This window comes from Paenibacillus cymbidii, from assembly GCF_004764705.1.
GTDB classification, from domain to species: domain Bacteria; phylum Bacillota; class Bacilli; order Paenibacillales; family NBRC-103111; genus Paenibacillus_AN; species Paenibacillus_AN cymbidii.
Genome location: NZ_SHLX01000005.1, coordinates 181359 through 199472 on the forward strand (window position 1 = coordinate 181359; position 18114 = coordinate 199472).

Sequence of the window (18114 nt, forward strand, 5' to 3'; positions counted from 1 at the left end):
TCGCCATTCCTTTGTTGTTCCGCATTAACCCGACAACAGCCGGATATTGATCAATCGCGCCGAATCAGCCATATTTCGGCGATATTGACTCGTTTGAACCCCCGCTCCCTGCGGAAAGTCAGCTGAACCGTTCCGTCAGCATTCGCTTCCTGCGGCACAGAAGCTTCGAAATTCGTCGCGATCCCTTGCTCGATCAGCACATCGTTCGCTATCGCATAACGGTCGTTCGCCGTAATGCCGATCCATGTATCGCGGGGATGAGCGATGGAGCTCGTATCTCCGATAAACACCACTCGCAACGTATACCGGGACGCCGGATCCAGATTGTCATAACGAAGCGTAATCGGAGTATCCGTCATCGCGTTGATATGACTGACCCAGGCTAAAGGAACGCCTCCCGCAGCCGTCTTCTGTTGTTCCGTCAATGCCGTCATATAGACGGCGTGAGCTACTCGCGGCGATTGGAGATAACCGGGATCGCGCTCCCAGCCGAGCCCGGCCAGCACCCTTTTGCCGCTTGCATGGGAGCCGAAATTATCGTAGAAGCCGCCCGGCCCCGGACTGGTGCGCCCCAGCAGCTTGCGGATTCCTCGCAACCGCTCCTCCTCGCCGGTATAGACCCGAATCCGCCTGCATCCGGTCAGCAGGAAATCGGCGTTGTTTAGCGGACTATCGATCGTATCGAGGAACGCGCCCCTGTCGGTCGCAATCGCCTGATGACGCTCCACCGTCAACTGCGAGCCGATGTTGCGAAACAGTTCGTCCGCCAGCTCGTGGCAACGCTGCTTGTAATCTTCCGCAACCGGCTCTGTCCGGGCACGGAGCAGGATGGCTTCGGCTTGCTCGAGCGCGGACAAGCTTCCCGTCCGCGTCGCCGCCCGAAGCGCGTCCTTTGCCTTGTATTCCAGTTCCGTCTCATAAATAAGACGCCTTCTCGTATAAGCGTCATAATAGGCGCGAATGAGCCCCATCTGAAAGCGATAATTGTCGTGCAACACCTGCGCCGGCGCCGTTTCCTCCATTTCCTGCCACTGCTGAAGCGTTACCTCCACCTTGTCGTTGGCCAGAAGCGGTCCATGCCAATTTTCTTCCAGCGCCATCAAGCCTTGCGCCACGCCTTCGGCATATTCGAAGCCGACGAACAACCGGGCATAATCGCGCAGCGTTTCCAGCACCGGCGTTTGCGGATCCCAGTCCTGGTCGCTCCAGACGAACTTGTTCACATCGTCGTTGATGCCTTCCGAGTACGAAATATTTCCTTGGGCGTAGGACGCAAACACGTTATGAATGTGTTTCTCCGCCACTGGCCGCGGATTGTAGCATTCTCTCCCCAGCGTCAATGCATAAGCGGCGTCCCAATCCACTACCGGATATTGGCAATGGAAATTGTGGGTAATGTCCTCGTAACGTCGAATCGGGTATTTCGCCGGTATTTTGACGCGGAAATCGGGCAGCAGCTCGTCCACATGCGGGCCGAACACGACGCCTCCCAGCCAATCCGGTTCCTTGTTCATCTGTCGATAGAATGCGTCAAGCCATACTTTCGGTTCGCCATCCATCACCTGAGGCGACAACCACAGCTTGGCGCCTGGATGATGCCGGTTCAGCAGCCGCTTGACTTCTTCCGCCCATGCGAACAACAGATCGGGATGCATCGCCCCGGGATCGCTGCCCGGGATAAAGACGGCGTCGATTCGCTTCAATTGGCGAAATATTTCGTCCCGCTCTGCCAGTTCGGACTGTCTCGTCTGCGGATCGTCAACAAGGTCCGCCATGTTCGGATACCAGATCCACACATCCAACCCGTAGGAATCGATCAAAGCGGAGAGCGCGATCATCATCTCCAGAGGGTCGGCCTTCATCAACGGACCGGCGGCATCGTCATCGGTTCGCGGCGGCAGCAGCTCGATGCTGCTCGCGCCAAACAAAGCCAGTTCGCGAATGTACTGGTCGTATTGCTCCAACGTCCAGGCATCGTAGGCGTTCGTCTTCGGCCGATAACCGAGCTGGTGGCCGCGAATCGGGTAACAGGGCGAACTTACGAAACAAATGCCCGCGTCGAAACGCACCGTGTCCTTGCCGAGCAGCGCCTTGCGCAAAAATTTGCCTACCCCGAACAACACGCCCCGGGCATCGGCGCCGATAATGCATACGGTCGCCGCGCTGCCATTATGCAGCACCTTGATGACATAACCTTCGGGTTGAAGCCGCTCGACCTCCGGCAATTGCTCCGCGAAAGGTTGCACAATGGCGCGCAATAGACGCTTGGAGCCTACGACGATAGCAGGCAAACCGTCTTGCGGAAGCTCGCGGGCATGAATCCACGATCGCCCGGTACGTTTGGCCGCCTCTTCAATCAGCACTTGGACGGCCTTGTTTTCCGGTCCCGACCCGTTGCCGCTACTGACGACAACTGCCGATGACAAATCCAGGTAACCATTCATTGCGTTTTTCGCTCCTTATGTTCAACCTAGATGTTGATGCTTTCCGCACCGCCGGATACGCGGTCGCCGAGCGCCTGTCTGATTTCCGTGAATTGGTCGCCCAGATGCTCGATAAATGCCGTGATATCGGAGCTTTGCACGATCATGTTCAACCCTTTGCGCGCCCACTCGATTTGGCGTTCCGTTCCGATCCAGAAGTGGATGCCGGCCCCTACCCCGCAGCGCCGGGCTTTGGCGACAATCTCGTCAACTGCCTGCAGAAATTTCGGATGATCGTACTGCTCCGGCACATCCAGGCTGCAGGAAAGATCATGCGGTCCAATCAGGACTGCGTCCAGATCGGGCACCTGAAGGATGTCGTCCAGCGCGTCCAGGGCCGGCTTGCTTTCGATATTGACGATCAAGAGGTTCGTCCGATTGTGGGCACGCATATACCGCGCCATCTCTTCGCCGCCCGGCGCCGTTCCCGCCAGCATCTCCTCCAGCTTCTGCCCTCTGATCGGACGAAATTTTACCGCTCCGCGCAGCGCTTGCACTTGTTCGACCGTCTCGACGTACGGCGCGATGACGCCGTTCGCTCCCCCATCCAATACCATGGTCGCCGCATAAGGATCCGGTGAAGGAAGGCGCACAATCGGAACGAGTCCGAGCGCCCGGTAAGTATGGCACATCCACGACAACTGCTGCCGGTCGATCGCAATATGCTCCGTATCGAGAAAGACAAAATCCATCCCCAATTGCCCGATATAGGAAGGCAATTTGGGCGAAGGGGACGTAATCATCGTGCCGTATACCCGTTGCCCGCTTCTTAATGCCTCTTGCAGCTTGATCGCATCCATGAATGGCTCCTCCTTGTGAGCATGCCTGCTAGCGCTACCCTTCCACGATCATCGCCGTCGTCAGTACGATCTGTTCCCCCGGCTGCAGCACCTTGAGCCCGGTCAACGATCGCGGCAGCGGCAGATTGGGCGCATTGGTAACCCACGTGTAAGGCTCGGGGCATAGATACCCTTGCCGGGCATCCGCATTGTAAACGACCCAATGACCAAATGTCCGGTCGCAACGGTAACGCACCTGCAGTCCGATATTGCCGTCGTGCAGGATCGCTTCATTTTCGCCCTGCTCCGCGGTCGCAAACACGTCGTCGAGCGGATGGCCGGCCAGGCTTTTGCCTTTATTCAGCTGTTCCTTGTAAGGAATATCGAAGATTCTGCCTGTCGGCAAAAACCGCTCATTCAGCTCCCATTGCCGGTCCACGTTCAAAGCGAATGTACAGCGTTCCAGCGAATCGCCCGCACGAAACGGAAAACGGAATGTCGTATGAAAGCCGAACCCCCACGGAAACGGCCGATTGTCCTTGTTGACGATGGCAGCTTCCTGGTAAACGGCGTTTTCTTCCAGGCGAAAGGTCAAGCGCACCTGAAAACGGTGCGGAAACTGCGCCAAGATGTCCGGATGCTCGCCTGAATCGATCGAAGTTCGAACGACCGCGCCGTGTTCCGTATGTTCAGCCGCGTCCAGCTTCCATTTCGCTTCAAACAGCACGCCATGCGAATGATTGTTGTCCTCCGGTTCGTTCATGTTGAATGTATACGTAACGCCGTCAAAGGTGAAGGTGCCGTCCTCGATCCGATTCGGAGGAAACAACACGGGGATGCCGAATAAAATCGGCTCTGCCCGGTAGGCCGCCGCATCTTCCGGAACGCGGAGCAGTTCGACCTGTTTGCCCTTATGTTGCAGCGAAATCAGATTGCTCCCCCATCCGGGGACGACGGTCATCTCCAGTTGCCCGTTACACGCGCGCACGGCCGGTTCGCCGTGAAAATCGACATGCTCGATCGAAGCTGTCATTCCTGTCCCTCTTTTCGTTGTGCCGCCCGGTATGTTTACTTGTAATGCTCCTTCATTGGTTCCAATCCCGGCAGCGCCAGCATTTCATCGATCATGTTCCGGGCCTGCCGCTCCGAACGGGTCCACGGATCCATCAGCACGAGCTTGACAAGATCGTCATAGCTGCCGTTCTCGAATGCGCTCAGTTCGGTTTCGACAGAAGCGACGCGATCGCGAAGCGCATATTCGATGACCGGCTTCGGAAGCCCTTTCGTCTTGATCCCCTGCACGCCGATCGCGCTTACATAGCAGGGAATTTCCACTTGAAAATCGCGCGGGATGCCGGGGACGAAGTCGCCGTCATTCATCACGTTCAGCACGAGGACACGCGGCACGTCGCAGGCGATCGCTTCGATAAACGGAATCATCGGCTCGCGCGAATGGACCGGCGGGAATTCGTCCGTAACCTTGCGCGACGCATCGGCCGACACTTCGCGAATCCGTTCCACTCGTTCGCTGCCATTATGCAAATAACGATCGAACCAGGCGTCCGGATCGTCCTTGTATCGCAGCTGCGTTTCCTCGTCCGCATGATACCAGTACGGCCAGGCGCCGCCCCCGGGATTGCCGGTATCGCCGATCGGGAAAACGCCGAACTTGCGATACAAATCTACTGCCTTCGGCCCCATGGCGTCGCAATTTTTGCACGTTGCAAAATATCGCTCCGCCTGCTCCTCCACCCACCGATCCAGAATCGGAAAAGCGTCCTGCCCATTATGACGGAACTCGGTCAACCAGATGAAATGATTGATGCCCGGCACCTCGAACGTGATCCGCGCCGGATCGAGCCCCAGCGTTTCGGCGATGCGGTACACCCCGTTCGAGCCGTGGCAAAAACCGGTCAGCTTCGCCTGCGGGTATTTGCGGCTCAAATACGTCACGCCGGCCATGACCGGATTGGCCACCAGCATGTACCAGGCATTCGGGCAGACTTCGAGGATGTCCTGTAAAATTTCTTCCATTAATGACAGTTGTCCGTAGTTGATCCAGAATCCTTCGTCGTGCATCACATGCAAGCTGCCGCCGAAGCGGTACCCGTGTCGGCGGGCAACTTCCCAGCCCTGCGTGAAACGGTCGTGACCGCCGACAAGCGCCGCATTGATCACAAAATCCGCTCCACGGATCGATTCCCGCCGATCGGTCGTTTGCTCGAGCGTCAGCCGTATGCCGGCTTCTTCCGCATAACGGCGGCAAAGCGCGTGCGCATGGCGCAGCCGGTCTTCGTCAATGTCCATAAAGCTGATCGTGCTTCCCTCAAGACCCGGCGTCAGGCAGATATCCCGGATCAAATTGAGGGAAAACACCGCCGTGCCGGCGCCGATAATACTGATTTTCGTCATGGTGAAGTCCTCCTGCATGGTTGGTTTTGGACAAGCCGCATCGCCACGGACGAAACCGTCAAATTGCCGCCGATGCCGCACCGTCGACGCTGAGACAGGAGCCGGTTACCGCCGAAGCTTCGTCGGAAGCGAGAAACAAAACCGCATAGCCGACTTCGCGCGGCGTCGCCATCCGTCCGAGCGGCTGCTGCTGTTTGATGACCGGGTACAATTTGTCCATCCCGCCGACGCTTTCGGCGAGCTTCACATTCATATCCGTCTCTACCCAGCCGGGAGCAATGGCGTTGCAGCGAATCCCTTTCTCGGCGTAAGACACGGCGATTTCCTTGGTCAGGCCGATAATCGCCGCCTTGGACGCCGTATAGGCGCTGTAGCCCGGCTCGGTCAAACTCGCCATGACGGAGGAAGTATTGACAATCGAGCCGCCGCCCCGCTTCAACATTTCCGGAATGGCGCGTTTGGAGAGAAGGAACATCGACCTGACATTCACGTTCATCACTTCGTCCCATGTGGACAACGGGTAATCGACGATATCGCCGACCGGCATGATGCCGGCATTGTTAAACAGCACATCCACGCCGCCAAATGCATCCAGCGCCGTACACACGGCCAAATCCGCCGTTTCCGGCAAGGAGACGTCGCCAAGCACCGTCTCGCAGGCGCCGCCGGCCTGGCGAATTTCCGCCGCAGTCGTTTGCAGCCGTTCGGAATCCCGGTCCACCAGGACGAGCTTCGCCCCTTCTTCGGCGAACAGAAGCGCCGTTCCTTTGCCGATCCCCGAGGCCGCGCCGGTTATAATGGCCACTTTGCCTTTCAAGCGTCCCTGCTCCTTATTCATCGCATGCTCATCCTTCCATCTATTTGTTCGTTCCTCCATTATCGCGTTATTTGATCGATCCTACAACGAGCCCTTTGCGAATGTATCCTTGCAGCAGCAAATAGATGAGCACCGGCGGCAGCGAAACGAGCACCAACCCGGACAACAGCAGCGGATAATCGGAATCGAATCGGCCCAGAATGGTCGCCACCGCGACGGTCATCGTCTTCATCTGATCCGATTGCAAATAGATGAGCGGCGTCATCAAATCGTTGTACCACGATGTGGTATTGAAAATGGATAATGTAACGATTCCGGGCAAACTGATCGGAATGACGATGCGAAGCATCAACTGCACATAGCTCGCCCCGTCGATTTTCACCGCTTGCAGCATCTCGTCCGGCATGCCGCGCATCAGCGACGTCATCAGAAATACGTTTCCCGGCACGGCTCCGACGCTCCACATCAGAATCACGGAACCGAAATGATCGACCAGCCCCATGCGCGACATCAACAGAAAGTTCGGAATAATAAACGTGATGCCGGGGATGGCCATCGTGGCGATCATCACCGTATAAAGCGCGAGCCTGCTGCGAAACCGAAGCTTGGCGAACGCGTAGGATGCGGGGATCGTCACCGCATGCGTCAGCAGGAAAGCGCCCAGCACGCAAATAAACGTATTCGTGAACAGCCGGAGCAAGGAAAACCGATAAAACAGCGCCTTGTAATTGTCGATGTACCATCCTTCCGGCCACGCGGCCGGATGTCTGACGAACTCCAGAGACGTTTTCATGCTGCCGGTCACCATATAAAGCAGCGGATAAACCGCCACGATGCCGATGACGAGCAGCAGGCAAAAAATAACCGCTCGACTTGCCCTATGCCTTGTGGAACGCATCGCTAGCCTCCTTCAATCGCTGAATCGTTCCGACATTTTCAACTGCACCCACGTAATGCACATGACGATAACGAACAGGAAGACGGAAAGCGCGGAAGCGTACCCCAATTTGCCGCTCTTGAACGCCTGCAAATAAATCATGTAGTCGATCGGCGTCGTTTCGTAACCGGGACCGCCGCCGGTCACCGAATAGACGAGCGAAAACAGCCCGATAAACACGTAGATAACATTCGTCACGGTAAAATAGAAGATCGTCGGTACCAGCAGCGGAACGACAATGCGGTACAGCCGCTGCCACCAATTGGCCCCGTCGATGCGCGCCGACTCGAATACTTCCTGCGAAATGGTCGACATGCCGGACAAAAAGATCAATGCCCCCTGCCCCAACGTTTGCCAATAAAAGCAAAATATCAAAATCATAAACTCCGTCGGCACGACGTTCAGCCAATCGACGCTCCAGTGGCCGAGCCCGACCGACGCCAACAAGGCGTTGACGAGCCCCTTGGAAGCGAACATCGATTTCATCAAAAAACCGATGACGACGGCAGACAATATGGTCGGAAAATAATAGATCGAGCGGAATACCCGCCAACCCGGCACTTCCTCGAACAGCAGCACCGATACGATCAAACAAAGAACCAAAATACCGGGAACGCTAAGCAAAAAAATCAGGTTGTTGCGCAGCATGAGCAACAGGTCGCCGCTCGCCAGAATCGAACGGAAGTTGTCGAGCCCGATGAACGAACTGTTCACGCCATCCCACGCGGTCAAGCTGTGATAAAACGTATTGATCATCGGATATCCTTTGAAAACGGCAAGCAATAAAAAAGCCGGTATCAGAGACAAATAGCCTATCGTAAATTCCCTGCGCTGATTCAACCTTCATCTCCTCCCGCTCGCATAGGGGCCTTTCTCCCGATACGGGGAAAGGCCCTCTTTTCAGCCACCCTATTGCTTCGTCTTCAGCAGTTCGTCCCGTTTTTTGTCCATCTTGTCGAGGAACTCCTCCGGCGACATCTTGCCTGTGAACACGAGTGCCTGCATGGAGGCGATCTCGCTTGTCAGCTCCGCCGGGAACACGTTGTCAGGCCAGAAAATGGCGCTTGGCTTGCTTGCCCAATCCTGCATCGTGCGGATGAGCGGCTCGTCGATGTAATCGTTCGTATTGATGTCGTTCACAATCGTCAGCGAGCCTTCCCCCGTCTTGATCTTGTTGATTTGCTCCTCCTTGCTCATCAGAAACTTGATGAATTCGACCGCTTCCTTCTTGTTCTTGGAGTAGTTCGTCACGACGAACGCATTGCCGACTCCGCCTACCCCGCCGTCGTGGATTTGCACCGATTCGTTGTAATCCGGCACCTTCATCATGCCGAAGTTGTCGCCAAGCGCCTTGCGCGCTTCCGTGATCGTTTTGTTGCCGGCCAGCACCATCGCGACTTCGCCCTTGTAGAAAAGCTGCCTTGCCTGGTTGGACCCGTCCATCATCGTCAGCCCTTTGTCGTACAGCTGGTTCCAGCTCTTCATGATGGCGGCCAGTTTCGGATCGTTGAAGTTGCGCTTGCCTTGCACGAGTTCGTCCAGACCGGCGGAAGTCAACGTCTGCGCGATCCAGAACGACGGGATGTGCCAGAAGTTGACCGGCATCTGCAGCCCGAGCGGCGTAACGCCCTTGTCTTTGATTTTCTGCAGCATGGCGATGAAATCGTTCACGTTTTTGGCCGGGTTTTTCTCCGGATCGATGCCGGCGTCAGCCAAAATTTTCTTGTTGTAGAAGAGCACGAAAATGCCATCCGTGGAGAAAGGCACGCCATAGAGCTTGCCGTCCGGCTTGAACCCTTCCGCCACGGCATCCCACCCGGCGATCCGGGCCCGCTCCTCCTTGGTGAAATAGCTGTCCATCGGCTCCAGAAACTGCTTGTACTTCAGCATGTAGGAGCCTGACCAAAGGATCGTCAAGTCGGGGCCGTTTTTGGCAATGCTGGCGGTTTGGAACTTGGTGAACATTTGATCGTTGGACGGAATGTCCTGAAGCTCGATCGTTACGCCCGGATGCGCTTGTTCGAATCGTTTGATCGCCTGAACGATATAAAACTCTTCGCGCGTCTTATTTTTATTGTTCGCGTCGATGGTCGGATAACCGGAGTTCCAGAATACAAGCTTGACATCTTCTTTCTTCGGCGTCGCCGTCCCCTTCGCACTGCCGGGCTGATTGTCCGCCTGCTTGCCGGAGCAACCGACCAAGCTTGCCGCCAGCGCCGCAACCGCGAGGACGGATAACGCTTTTCCCCATTTCACCATAGCTGTACCCCTCTCGTCATTTGAATTCCCCCCCATTATAATGCGTGGCCAAAAGGAACGGAATGACAGCAGCAGCCGAATGCTTTACCATTTTACGCCGCCGTCGGCGCGCGTTTATCAATTTGTGCCATCCGTTTATCATTTTATTCCACTTGTTTATCATACTGAACATTATTCAGCATTCTGATTGACGTCGATTTTTTTTTATTCTAAGATGATGGTGAACTTCGGGGGATCGTTGCCGGAGGCCGTTTGCCCAACTCGAAAGGAGAGGCTCGCAATCGATAAGACAAAACAGTTGCTCGTACAATTGGGGTTTCCCGCAGGCGATTTGCACAGTTTGCCCACCTCCGCGAAAACATTTCCGGATGGTGCCCACTATCGGATCGAAATTCCGTCCGTGGAAGGTCCTGCCGCTTTCCGCTCGCTTGTCGAAGAACAACAACGGTACGGGATTCCGATTCATCGCATGTCGCAAGGGAGCGGCATTATGCTGTTGACTGACCCGGAAATTCGCGAAATGGCGCAAATCGGACACGACCACGGCATCGAAGTCAGCCTGTTCGTCGGTCCTCGCGCTACGTTCGACATTCAGGCGCAGCCGTTTACTTCGGCGGGTAAAAGCATCGGGCTGCGCGCTTGCGGCATGGACCAGGTCGTCTATTCGCTCGAAGATGTGAAACGGGCGTGCGCGCTCGGCATACGCGGCGTGCTTGTCGCCGACGAAGGCGTGCTGTGGGCCGTTAACGCGTTTAAGCAGGCAGGCGAGCTGCCGTCCGATCTGGTCGTAAAAGTTTCGGTATCGCTCGGAGCGGCCAATCCCGTTTCGATTCATCTGGCGAGCGTTGCGGGAGCCGATACTTACAATGTGCCGACCGATTTGACCTTGGCCAGGCTAGCCGCAATCCGTCAGGCGGTGGACATTCCCATCGACTTGTATGTCGAAGTTCCCGACGATTTCGGCGGCTTCGTGCGCTATTACGAAATCGCGGAGATCGTCCGCGTAGCCGCGCCGATTTATGTCAAATTCGGTCTGCGCAACGCGCCGAATATATACCCGTCCGGCACGCATCTGGAGGAAACGGCCGTACGGCTTACCCGCGAACGGGTGCGCCGTGCTGCGATCGGCTACGAGTTTATCAAGCGTTTCGGCGACGGTTTGCGTACTTCCGAACCGGGTGCCGCCGGCATCGGGGTACCTGTCGTATAGGCGCTCCTTTCGCCGATGATTTGAACATTGCGCAAGTTTCGATCTCTCGTCTATAATCATAACAACCGTGCGCTGCCGGCAGAGTAGAAATCGATCGGGACGGGACTGTTGCCTTCATGAGAAGCCGCAAGGGATGGAAACTCATTACCGTTATCGTATTGTCGCTTTTCATTTTGCTGCCGGTACTGCTGCAGGCTTATATTCTGGGCAACCAGTTCACGACCAAGATCGAACGGCTTTACGACCGGTCGATTTCCAAAAACATGGATTCGCTGTCGATCAATCTCGATTTTTATATCAACCATTTCGAAGATAATTTGCGCGCCTACGCCAAAGATACGGAACTGCTCGAAGCTCTGCAGTCGCTGTCGCAACAAGTCGGCAGGCCGAAGATCGAGATGAAGCTTCGTTCTTTTGCAGATGCTTACGGCCTTCGCGTTCCGCTGAATGTGGCCTTAATCGACAAGACGGGGCAAGTCTACAGCGACTCGACTCTGCTCGAGGACGAAGAGGAATCGCTCCGACAGACCGTTCGCTCGTTTTCCTGGTACGATGACAACATCAAATACGACAAAAACGTCATCTACTACAACGTCGCTCCCGATTTTCACAGCCACTTGCGGCGGAACGGCATCGTCTACATTGTCAAAAATTTGGTCAACGGCGACGAATACCTCGGTCTGATCGTCATGCTGATCAACGAATCGCTCATTGAGCGGTTGTTGAATCAGATTCAGTTCAGTTCCTCCACTGTCGCCTTTATCGCCTCGCGCAACGGCAGCGTGTTGTTTGCGAGCGGAGATACGAAGGAAATTTCGACGGAAATTGCCAACCAGGCGATCGTCCCCTGCAGCGAACCGGGCGTCGACTACAGCAGCACTCATCTGGAATGGAACCATCGCACGTATCTCGGGTCCTGCCGCAGCATTCCTTACCTGGGCTGGCGTCTCGTCGCGTTGACGCCGATGGAAACATTCGTATCCGAACGCAACCAAACGTGGCTTTACACGCTGCTCGTCACCGGAGCCTCGCTCTTCGTCATCATATTCATTCTGTACATCCTGACGAAAAAAGTGATGATTCCGATTTTGCGGCTGGCCAAGCTCGTCCGGCAGTTCCGCATCCATGACAATGCCGGGCGCTACGAATACCGCGGCGTCGAAGAAATCGAGATCTTGTCGACGGGCATCGGCCAAATGCTGGAGCGCATCCAGGAGCAGTTTCGCCAAATCAAGGAGGACGAAGCTCAGAAGCTGAATCTCGAACTTAACCTGCTGCAGTCGCAAATTCGTCCGCACTTTCTGCACAACGCGATCAATTCGGTCCGCTGGATGGCGGAGATGAAGGGTGAAAAATCAATCGCACAAGCGCTTATTCATCTGGCCAGCATGCTGAATTACACCTTGAGCAATTATCGCGTGATTTGGAGCACCGTCGGGGAAGAGGCGGACTATGTGCGCAGCTACATCTCGTTCCAGGGAATTCGCATGATCAAGCCGATCGACGCAACGATCGCGATCGATCCCGGGGCACAACATGTGCCGATTCCCAAGCTTACATTGCAGCCGTTCGTCGAAAATGCCATTTTGCACGGCTTTACCGCACTTGACGGAAGAATGCCGAAGCTGGCGATCCGATGTGAGCGAATGCAAGACGACCTGGTTTTTTCGATCGAAGATAACGGTGTCGGCATGACCGAAGAGACAGTGAATCGCATCTTGGCGGAAGCGGACGAACGGGAAGAGCGGCGCACCGATTCCGGCATCGGCATCCGCAACGTCATTCGGCGGCTGCGGCTCAAATTCGGCGAACGCTTTCAGCTTCAAATCGAGAGCGAACCGGGGGCGGGCAGCACATTCGTTTTGCGGATTCCGTACAGTGAGCGCGAGGAGGGTGAAGCGGAATGAAAGTTATGATCGTGGAAGACGACTTGCTCGTACGGCTCGGCATCAAATCGATGATTCCCTGGCAGCAGCTCGGCATGGAGGTCGTGTGCGAAGCGCGGGACGGGATGGAAGCGGTGGAATTGTTCGAATCCCATCTTCCGGACATCACGCTCGTCGACATCGGCATTCCGCGGCTGAACGGCCTTGATTTCATCGAACGGGTGAAACCGCTCCGGCCGGAAAGCAAATTCATTATTTTGACGTGCAACCAAGATTTCGATATGGTGCGGCGCTCGCTTCGCCTCGGCGTGCACGACTTTGTTGTCAAATCGACGATGGAAATCGAGCACTTGCAGCAAAATATCGAGCAGCTTGCGGCCGTCATACGCGAATGGCGGCAAAACGACGACAAGCCCGGCGATCGCCGGTTGGAGCGCGATCTGGTTCGGCTGACGAAAAACACGCTGCTGCGGGATTGGCTGAACGGCATTTACGCCAATCCGGCCGCGTTCGGCGATAAATTGGCGCAATGCGGCATTCCGGCGCTGCAGGATGGTTGTGCAGCCTGGGTCATTCGGCTGGATACGCTGGCGCGCACCGGCAAGTCCTTCGATCCTGCCGACTTGGATAAAATCGGCTACGCGATCGAAAATGTCGCGGGCGAATTGTATCGGGATACGTTGATCGGCATCGTCCCCGATGTGCGGCAACGCATGTGGCGAGCGATTTTTAGCTTTGCCGAGGGTGCCGCGCCCGGCCCGGACCTTCTGATTGAAGCCGTCGAGCGTTACCTCGGCTTCGACATCTCTGTCGCCTGCAGCGGCGAATTCCGCGACTGCACGAGATGGCTCGATGCCGACAGAGAGGCGGAGCAGTTGCTGGCCCTGGATTACTATCCGCACACGTCCCGCCTGATCTTCGGCCCGGGTCCGGTCGATACGTTGCCGGAGTCTGTGCTTGCCTGGAAAGCCGCCTTCCTCCGCATGCTCCCATTGCTGCACTGGAACGACCTGCATGTATCGCTTGCAACCGTTTCCCGGTTGCTGTCCGCCCCGTTCCCTCAGCCAACGCTGATGCAACATTTGTTCCACGATCTGAACCTGCAGATCGATCTGTTCGGCCGCAAGCTCGGCCATCCGGTTTATCCGTATGGCCCTCCCTCTTGTCAGCATGCTACGATGCAGGAGGAAATCGAGTGCGTCGCCGCAGCCGTTCGCCGGCTGGAAGCGTCGCTGCAGACCGGCTATACGTCTTCCGACAGGCGCAAGCTGGTCGAAGCCGCCGAGCACTATATCCGCGAACACCCGTTCGACGATATCAGCATGCAGCACATTTCGGACTATCTCCATGTTAGTCCCAACTACTTCAGCAAGCTGTTCAAGCTTGAAACCGGCCAGTCCTTTACTGACTACTTGTTGGCCGTCAAAGTGGAGTTGGCCGAACAAATGCTTCGCAGCGGCGCCACGCTCACCGATATTTCGGAGAAGCTCGGCTACCTGAACTTGAGTTCCTTTACCCGCATGTTCCGCAAAATCAAAGGCGTCTCTCCGTCGCAATATACGTTTCCGGACTCCTGACGTCTGATGAGGCCAATTAAACCACTCCTGGCGCTACCCTGATTGCGGTGCCGACCGCAACGCAGTCCGAATCCGCTCGGATCGCGATCACAATCCGGTTGACCGTCTCGTCCCGCCCCGAATGCGCCTTGTATGCTTCCTCGCGCACGCGGACCGCGGCGGCGGGATCGAACCGCAGCTCGGCATAAGAATGCTCCCCATGTATACGCAGATGGCCATCCCGGACGACTTGCACCGGGAAGGGGGTCACAAACACCTCCTCGATCGTATTGGACGTTGCGGCAAAAGCGAAGCGGTCTTCGATCGTAAGCTCGTTGCGGTCCGGATGCCAGCAGTAATGGCGGATATAGCTTTCCATTCCGAACTCGGCCGCATCGTATGCGGCCGTCAGGTCCAGCGCGTACCGGATATCCGCGCCTTCGGCGAAATCGACAACCTTGGCATAATGCCCGGCGCCGGCCGCCTGCGCACGGCCGTTGACGATCGGCACCGAATGCCCTTCGGACGAGGCATGGAGAAACGTATACCGCCGGTCGCTGAAAAACGCTTTGACGTATTCCGGCGCCCCCAAATCGCAAAACAGGTTGTCCCCGTTGAAATGAAGGATAAAATGGCCCAGATCGTTATGATTATGCGGCTCGCCGTTATGTCCCCCTTTGACCGCCAACGCGCGGAACGGCTCCGCCCCGCCGCCGCGGCGGTCGATCAGCCACTGGCTCTCCGGAAAATAGAAGCAACCCGTTCGGGGCGTATAGCTGCCTTCAGCACCGGCATTCAGCCCCCAAAACAGACTGCGCGACAGATGCGCCCACTTGTTGGTATGGTCGTAGTACAGACTCGACTCCTCCGGGAGCTTGTATTCCGCGATGCCGAACCGCTCGGAGAGCCGGCACAGCAGCCCGTATTCCCCGTGCCATACCGATCCCGGCGCATCGGAGAAGTTGATCATCGTCGAATCCGGCAATTGCGTATACAGCGGCATTTCGGCGATTCTGCGCAGGATCGGCCTGGCATCCATCAAATCCAGCCGGCCGTTCGTCCTTTCCTTCAGCAATTCGGCGAAATAAACATAGAAGCTGAAGCCGTACGTCCAGTAGCCGAGCCCTTCCGCCGTGATGCCGTCCCGGTCGAAGCCGGACAAATACGTCTCCATCGTTGCCAGGATACGGCTAACGACGACGCTCAACTCGTCGGCGTCCTCGATCAGATAGAGCGCCGCGCAGCCGACGGCACCCGCGCAGACGGAAGCCCAGTTCATGGCAACCTCCTCCCACCAGAACGTCCGGCGCCTGTAGGAGTCGATGATCCGGCTGAACACTTGTTTTTTCAACCGGTGAACAAGCAGCGGATGCAGCTTATGCCCGACCACCGACAAGATTTCCGCCATATAAAACCCGGTCTCGGAGCCGAACAAGGCAACGACCTCGTCCGCCTCCACCTTCGCTTCCTCAATCTCCCCGGGACTGAGCGGCACACTCGCCGGTATGTCCCAGGTATACAGATCGCACCACAGCCACAGCCTTTCCTCGAGCGCCTGCACATACGAGCCGTTATCCTCGATAACTTCCGCCAGCGCCAGCGAATACGTCTCCTTGCGGCTGTTGAAGTATTGGGTCTGATATTGCCTCCGATCGCCCGTCTCGCCGAACAGCCGGAACGCGGCGAAGCTCATCCGCTGCGGCTCCGCATCCTTGACGGCATCCGCGAAGCGCAATAATTCGTCGGCCTTTCGCCGGGCGACCGGATGCTCCTTCACCCTGGCCCGATTGACATCAAGGCGGATTTCCGGAAACAACGTATAACCGTCCCTGTCGCCGCCCCGCAAGGCTTCCCTGATCTCTCTCATTCCGATACTCATCTTTAACCCCTCCGCAAGTTCAACCTTTGAGCGAACCGATCATGACGCCTTTGACAAAATATTTCTGAATAAACGGATACACGCACAGAATCGGCAGCGTCGCGACGACAATCAAGGAGTATTTCAACACTGCGGCCACCTGGGCATTTGCCTCCTGCAGCTCGGGGTCCATGATCATCTTGGCGTCCACCTGATTCATAATCAATATTTCCCGCAGGATGATTTGCAGCGGATACAGGCTTCTGTCATTCAGGAACATCAGTGCGTTGAAATACGCGTTCCAGTGGCCGACCGCCGAAAACAAGGCAATGACGGCAATGATCGCCTTGGAAAGCGGCAGGATGAAGGAGAAAAAGAAGCGGAAATCGCTGCAGCCGTCGATGGAGGCGGCCTCGAACAGCTCGTTCGGAATGGTCGACTGGATGAAGGTGCGGGCGACGATCATGTTGTAGACCGACAGCGCGCCGGGCAGCACCATCGCCCACATCGTATTGAGCAAGCTCAAATCTTTCATCAAAATATAGAAGGGGATCAGTCCCCCGTTGAAAAACATCGTAAAGGTGAAAACCAACATAAACACGTTGCGGCCTCGCAGTTTTTTGCGGGACAGGGCGAAGGCGCAGGTCATCACCATCCCCACGTTGATCGCCGTACCGAGCACCGTATACAGAATCGTATTGCCGTAGGAGCGGACGATGTCCTTATGCTTGAACACGGCCTCGTAGCCGTTCAGACTGAAATCGACGGGCCACAGCAGCACCTTGCCCGAGGATACGGCACTGCCCGAAGAGAAGGAAGCGGACAGCACGTAGACAAGCGGATAAGCGACCGCCAGAAGCACAACCGTCAAGATGATGCCAGACACAATGAAATAAACCTGGTCGGAAGCGGGATGCGTCGCAAAGCCGTTCTTCTTTTCACTCATGGCATTCTCCCTCGCGGTTTACCACAGACTGGTCTTGCCAAGCCTGCCTGCGGCGAAGTTCACGACAACGAGCAGACAGAAATTAATCACCGAATTGAACAGGCCGATCGCCGTCGCAAACGAAAAATCGCCGCTGCCGATCGTCAGCCCCACCTTGTACACATAGGTCGAAATCACTTCGCTGCTGCTGATGTTCAGGCTGTTCTGCATCAGGAACACTTTCTCGAAGCCGACGTCCATAATGTTGCCAACGGCCAGAATAAGCAGCACGGTTGCGGTCGGCAGTATGGACGGAAAATCGATATGGATCACCCGCTTCAGCCGCGATGCGCCGTCAATCTGGGCGGCCTCGTGCAGCTCCTCGTCGACCGACGACAAGGCGGCGATGTAAATAATGCTGCCCCAGCCGATGCTCTGCCAGATGCCGGACCAGACGTACAGATGCTTGAAGGCGTCGGGCTTCGCAAACGCGTCGGGCAGCATCGTATTCGTCATGAACGTATACATCGCGCCGAGCGCGCCTGTCCGCGGATTAAAGATTTGAATCAGCATGCCGACGATGACGACAGTCGAGATGAAATGCGGCATGTAGGTAATCGTCTGCACCAGCTTCTTGAACTTCCGGCTGACGAACGAATTGAGCATCAGCGCGAACATGATCGGCAGCGTGAACGAAACGATCAGGCTGTAGAACGATAACGTAATCGTGTTGATCAGAATCGTCGAGAACTGGTAGGAGTCGAAGAAGCGCTGAAAGTTTTCGAATCCGATCCAGGGACTGCCCCATACGCCCTTGGCAAAATCGTACGACTTGAAGGCGATTTGAATGCCGGCCATCGGAACGTAGGCGAATAGAGCGATAAACACGGCCGAAGGCAGCAGCAGCACGTAGAGCTGCCAGTTGGACACATAATTTTTGCGAAAGTTCGTCCATGGCATAAGCGAAGACGCTCCAATCTCACATAGGATAG

14 protein-coding genes are annotated in these 18114 nt (G+C 56.2%); 3 read left to right on the top strand and 11 right to left on the bottom strand.

Features of this window, described 5'->3' with window-relative positions; all coding sequences use genetic code 11:
- Positions 1-50 precede the first annotated feature (50 nt).
- From EXY20_RS09345 to EXY20_RS09380, 8 genes are all read right to left on the bottom strand, one after another.
- Entirely contained in the window at positions 51-2444 is a 2394-nt protein-coding gene (locus EXY20_RS09345) for a beta-N-acetylhexosaminidase family protein (RefSeq protein ID WP_135550091.1), read from the bottom strand.
- Between the two features lie 26 nt (positions 2445-2470).
- On the bottom strand, positions 2471-3283 hold the full coding sequence (locus tag EXY20_RS09350; protein ID WP_135550093.1) for an HpcH/HpaI aldolase family protein: 813 nt from the start codon (positions 3281-3283) through the stop codon (positions 2471-2473).
- 34 nt (positions 3284-3317) lie between these two features.
- Positions 3318-4295: an aldose 1-epimerase gene (locus EXY20_RS09355; protein ID WP_135550095.1), complete on the bottom strand. Its 978-nt coding sequence runs from the start codon at positions 4293-4295 to the stop codon at positions 3318-3320.
- 35 nt (positions 4296-4330) lie between these two features.
- Positions 4331-5674, bottom strand: coding sequence for a family 4 glycosyl hydrolase (locus EXY20_RS09360; protein WP_167859111.1), 1344 nt, complete (start codon positions 5672-5674; stop codon positions 4331-4333).
- A gap of 58 nt (positions 5675-5732) precedes the next feature.
- Positions 5733-6512 (bottom strand): SDR family NAD(P)-dependent oxidoreductase, encoded by a 780-nt coding sequence (locus tag EXY20_RS09365; RefSeq protein ID WP_135550099.1) that lies wholly within the window; start codon positions 6510-6512, stop codon positions 5733-5735.
- A 46-nt stretch (positions 6513-6558) separates the two neighbouring features.
- A complete protein-coding gene (locus EXY20_RS09370; RefSeq protein ID WP_135550101.1) occupies positions 6559-7389 on the bottom strand; it encodes a carbohydrate ABC transporter permease in 831 nt (276 codons plus the stop codon).
- Between the two features lie 12 nt (positions 7390-7401).
- Positions 7402-8268, bottom strand: a complete 867-nt coding sequence (locus EXY20_RS09375) for a carbohydrate ABC transporter permease (protein ID WP_207671244.1) — start codon at positions 8266-8268, stop codon at positions 7402-7404.
- A gap of 69 nt (positions 8269-8337) precedes the next feature.
- Entirely contained in the window at positions 8338-9687 is a 1350-nt protein-coding gene (locus EXY20_RS09380) for an ABC transporter substrate-binding protein (protein ID WP_167859112.1), read from the bottom strand.
- A gap of 280 nt (positions 9688-9967) precedes the next feature.
- Between EXY20_RS09380 and EXY20_RS09385 the strand changes: the two genes are divergently transcribed.
- From EXY20_RS09385 to EXY20_RS09395, 3 genes are all read left to right on the top strand, one after another.
- Complete coding sequence (locus EXY20_RS09385; RefSeq protein WP_235885506.1) at positions 9968-10897, top strand: U32 family peptidase; 930 nt, start codon at positions 9968-9970, stop codon at positions 10895-10897.
- A gap of 116 nt (positions 10898-11013) precedes the next feature.
- Positions 11014-12804 (top strand): sensor histidine kinase, encoded by a 1791-nt coding sequence (locus tag EXY20_RS09390; RefSeq protein ID WP_135550107.1) that lies wholly within the window; start codon positions 11014-11016, stop codon positions 12802-12804.
- The gene (locus EXY20_RS09395) at positions 12801-14360 is read left to right on the top strand and encodes a response regulator transcription factor (RefSeq protein ID WP_135550109.1); all 1560 of its coding nucleotides are present in this window, start codon (positions 12801-12803) and stop codon (positions 14358-14360) included. The genes EXY20_RS09390 and EXY20_RS09395 overlap by 4 nt, the downstream gene beginning before the upstream one ends.
- Positions 14361-14376: 16 nt before the next feature.
- Here EXY20_RS09395 and EXY20_RS09400 read toward each other — a convergent pair whose 3' ends face one another.
- From EXY20_RS09400 to EXY20_RS09410, 3 genes are read right to left on the bottom strand one after another with little or no spacing between them, the layout of a single operon-like run.
- Positions 14377-16218, bottom strand: coding sequence for a heparinase II/III domain-containing protein (locus tag EXY20_RS09400; protein WP_135550112.1), 1842 nt, complete (start codon positions 16216-16218; stop codon positions 14377-14379).
- A 19-nt stretch (positions 16219-16237) separates the two neighbouring features.
- Positions 16238-17143 (bottom strand): carbohydrate ABC transporter permease, encoded by a 906-nt coding sequence (locus tag EXY20_RS09405; protein WP_135550115.1) that lies wholly within the window; start codon positions 17141-17143, stop codon positions 16238-16240.
- Positions 17144-17161: 18 nt separating this feature from the next.
- A complete protein-coding gene (locus EXY20_RS09410; protein ID WP_135550117.1) occupies positions 17162-18082 on the bottom strand; it encodes an ABC transporter permease in 921 nt (306 codons plus the stop codon).
- Positions 18083-18114 lie beyond the last annotated feature (32 nt).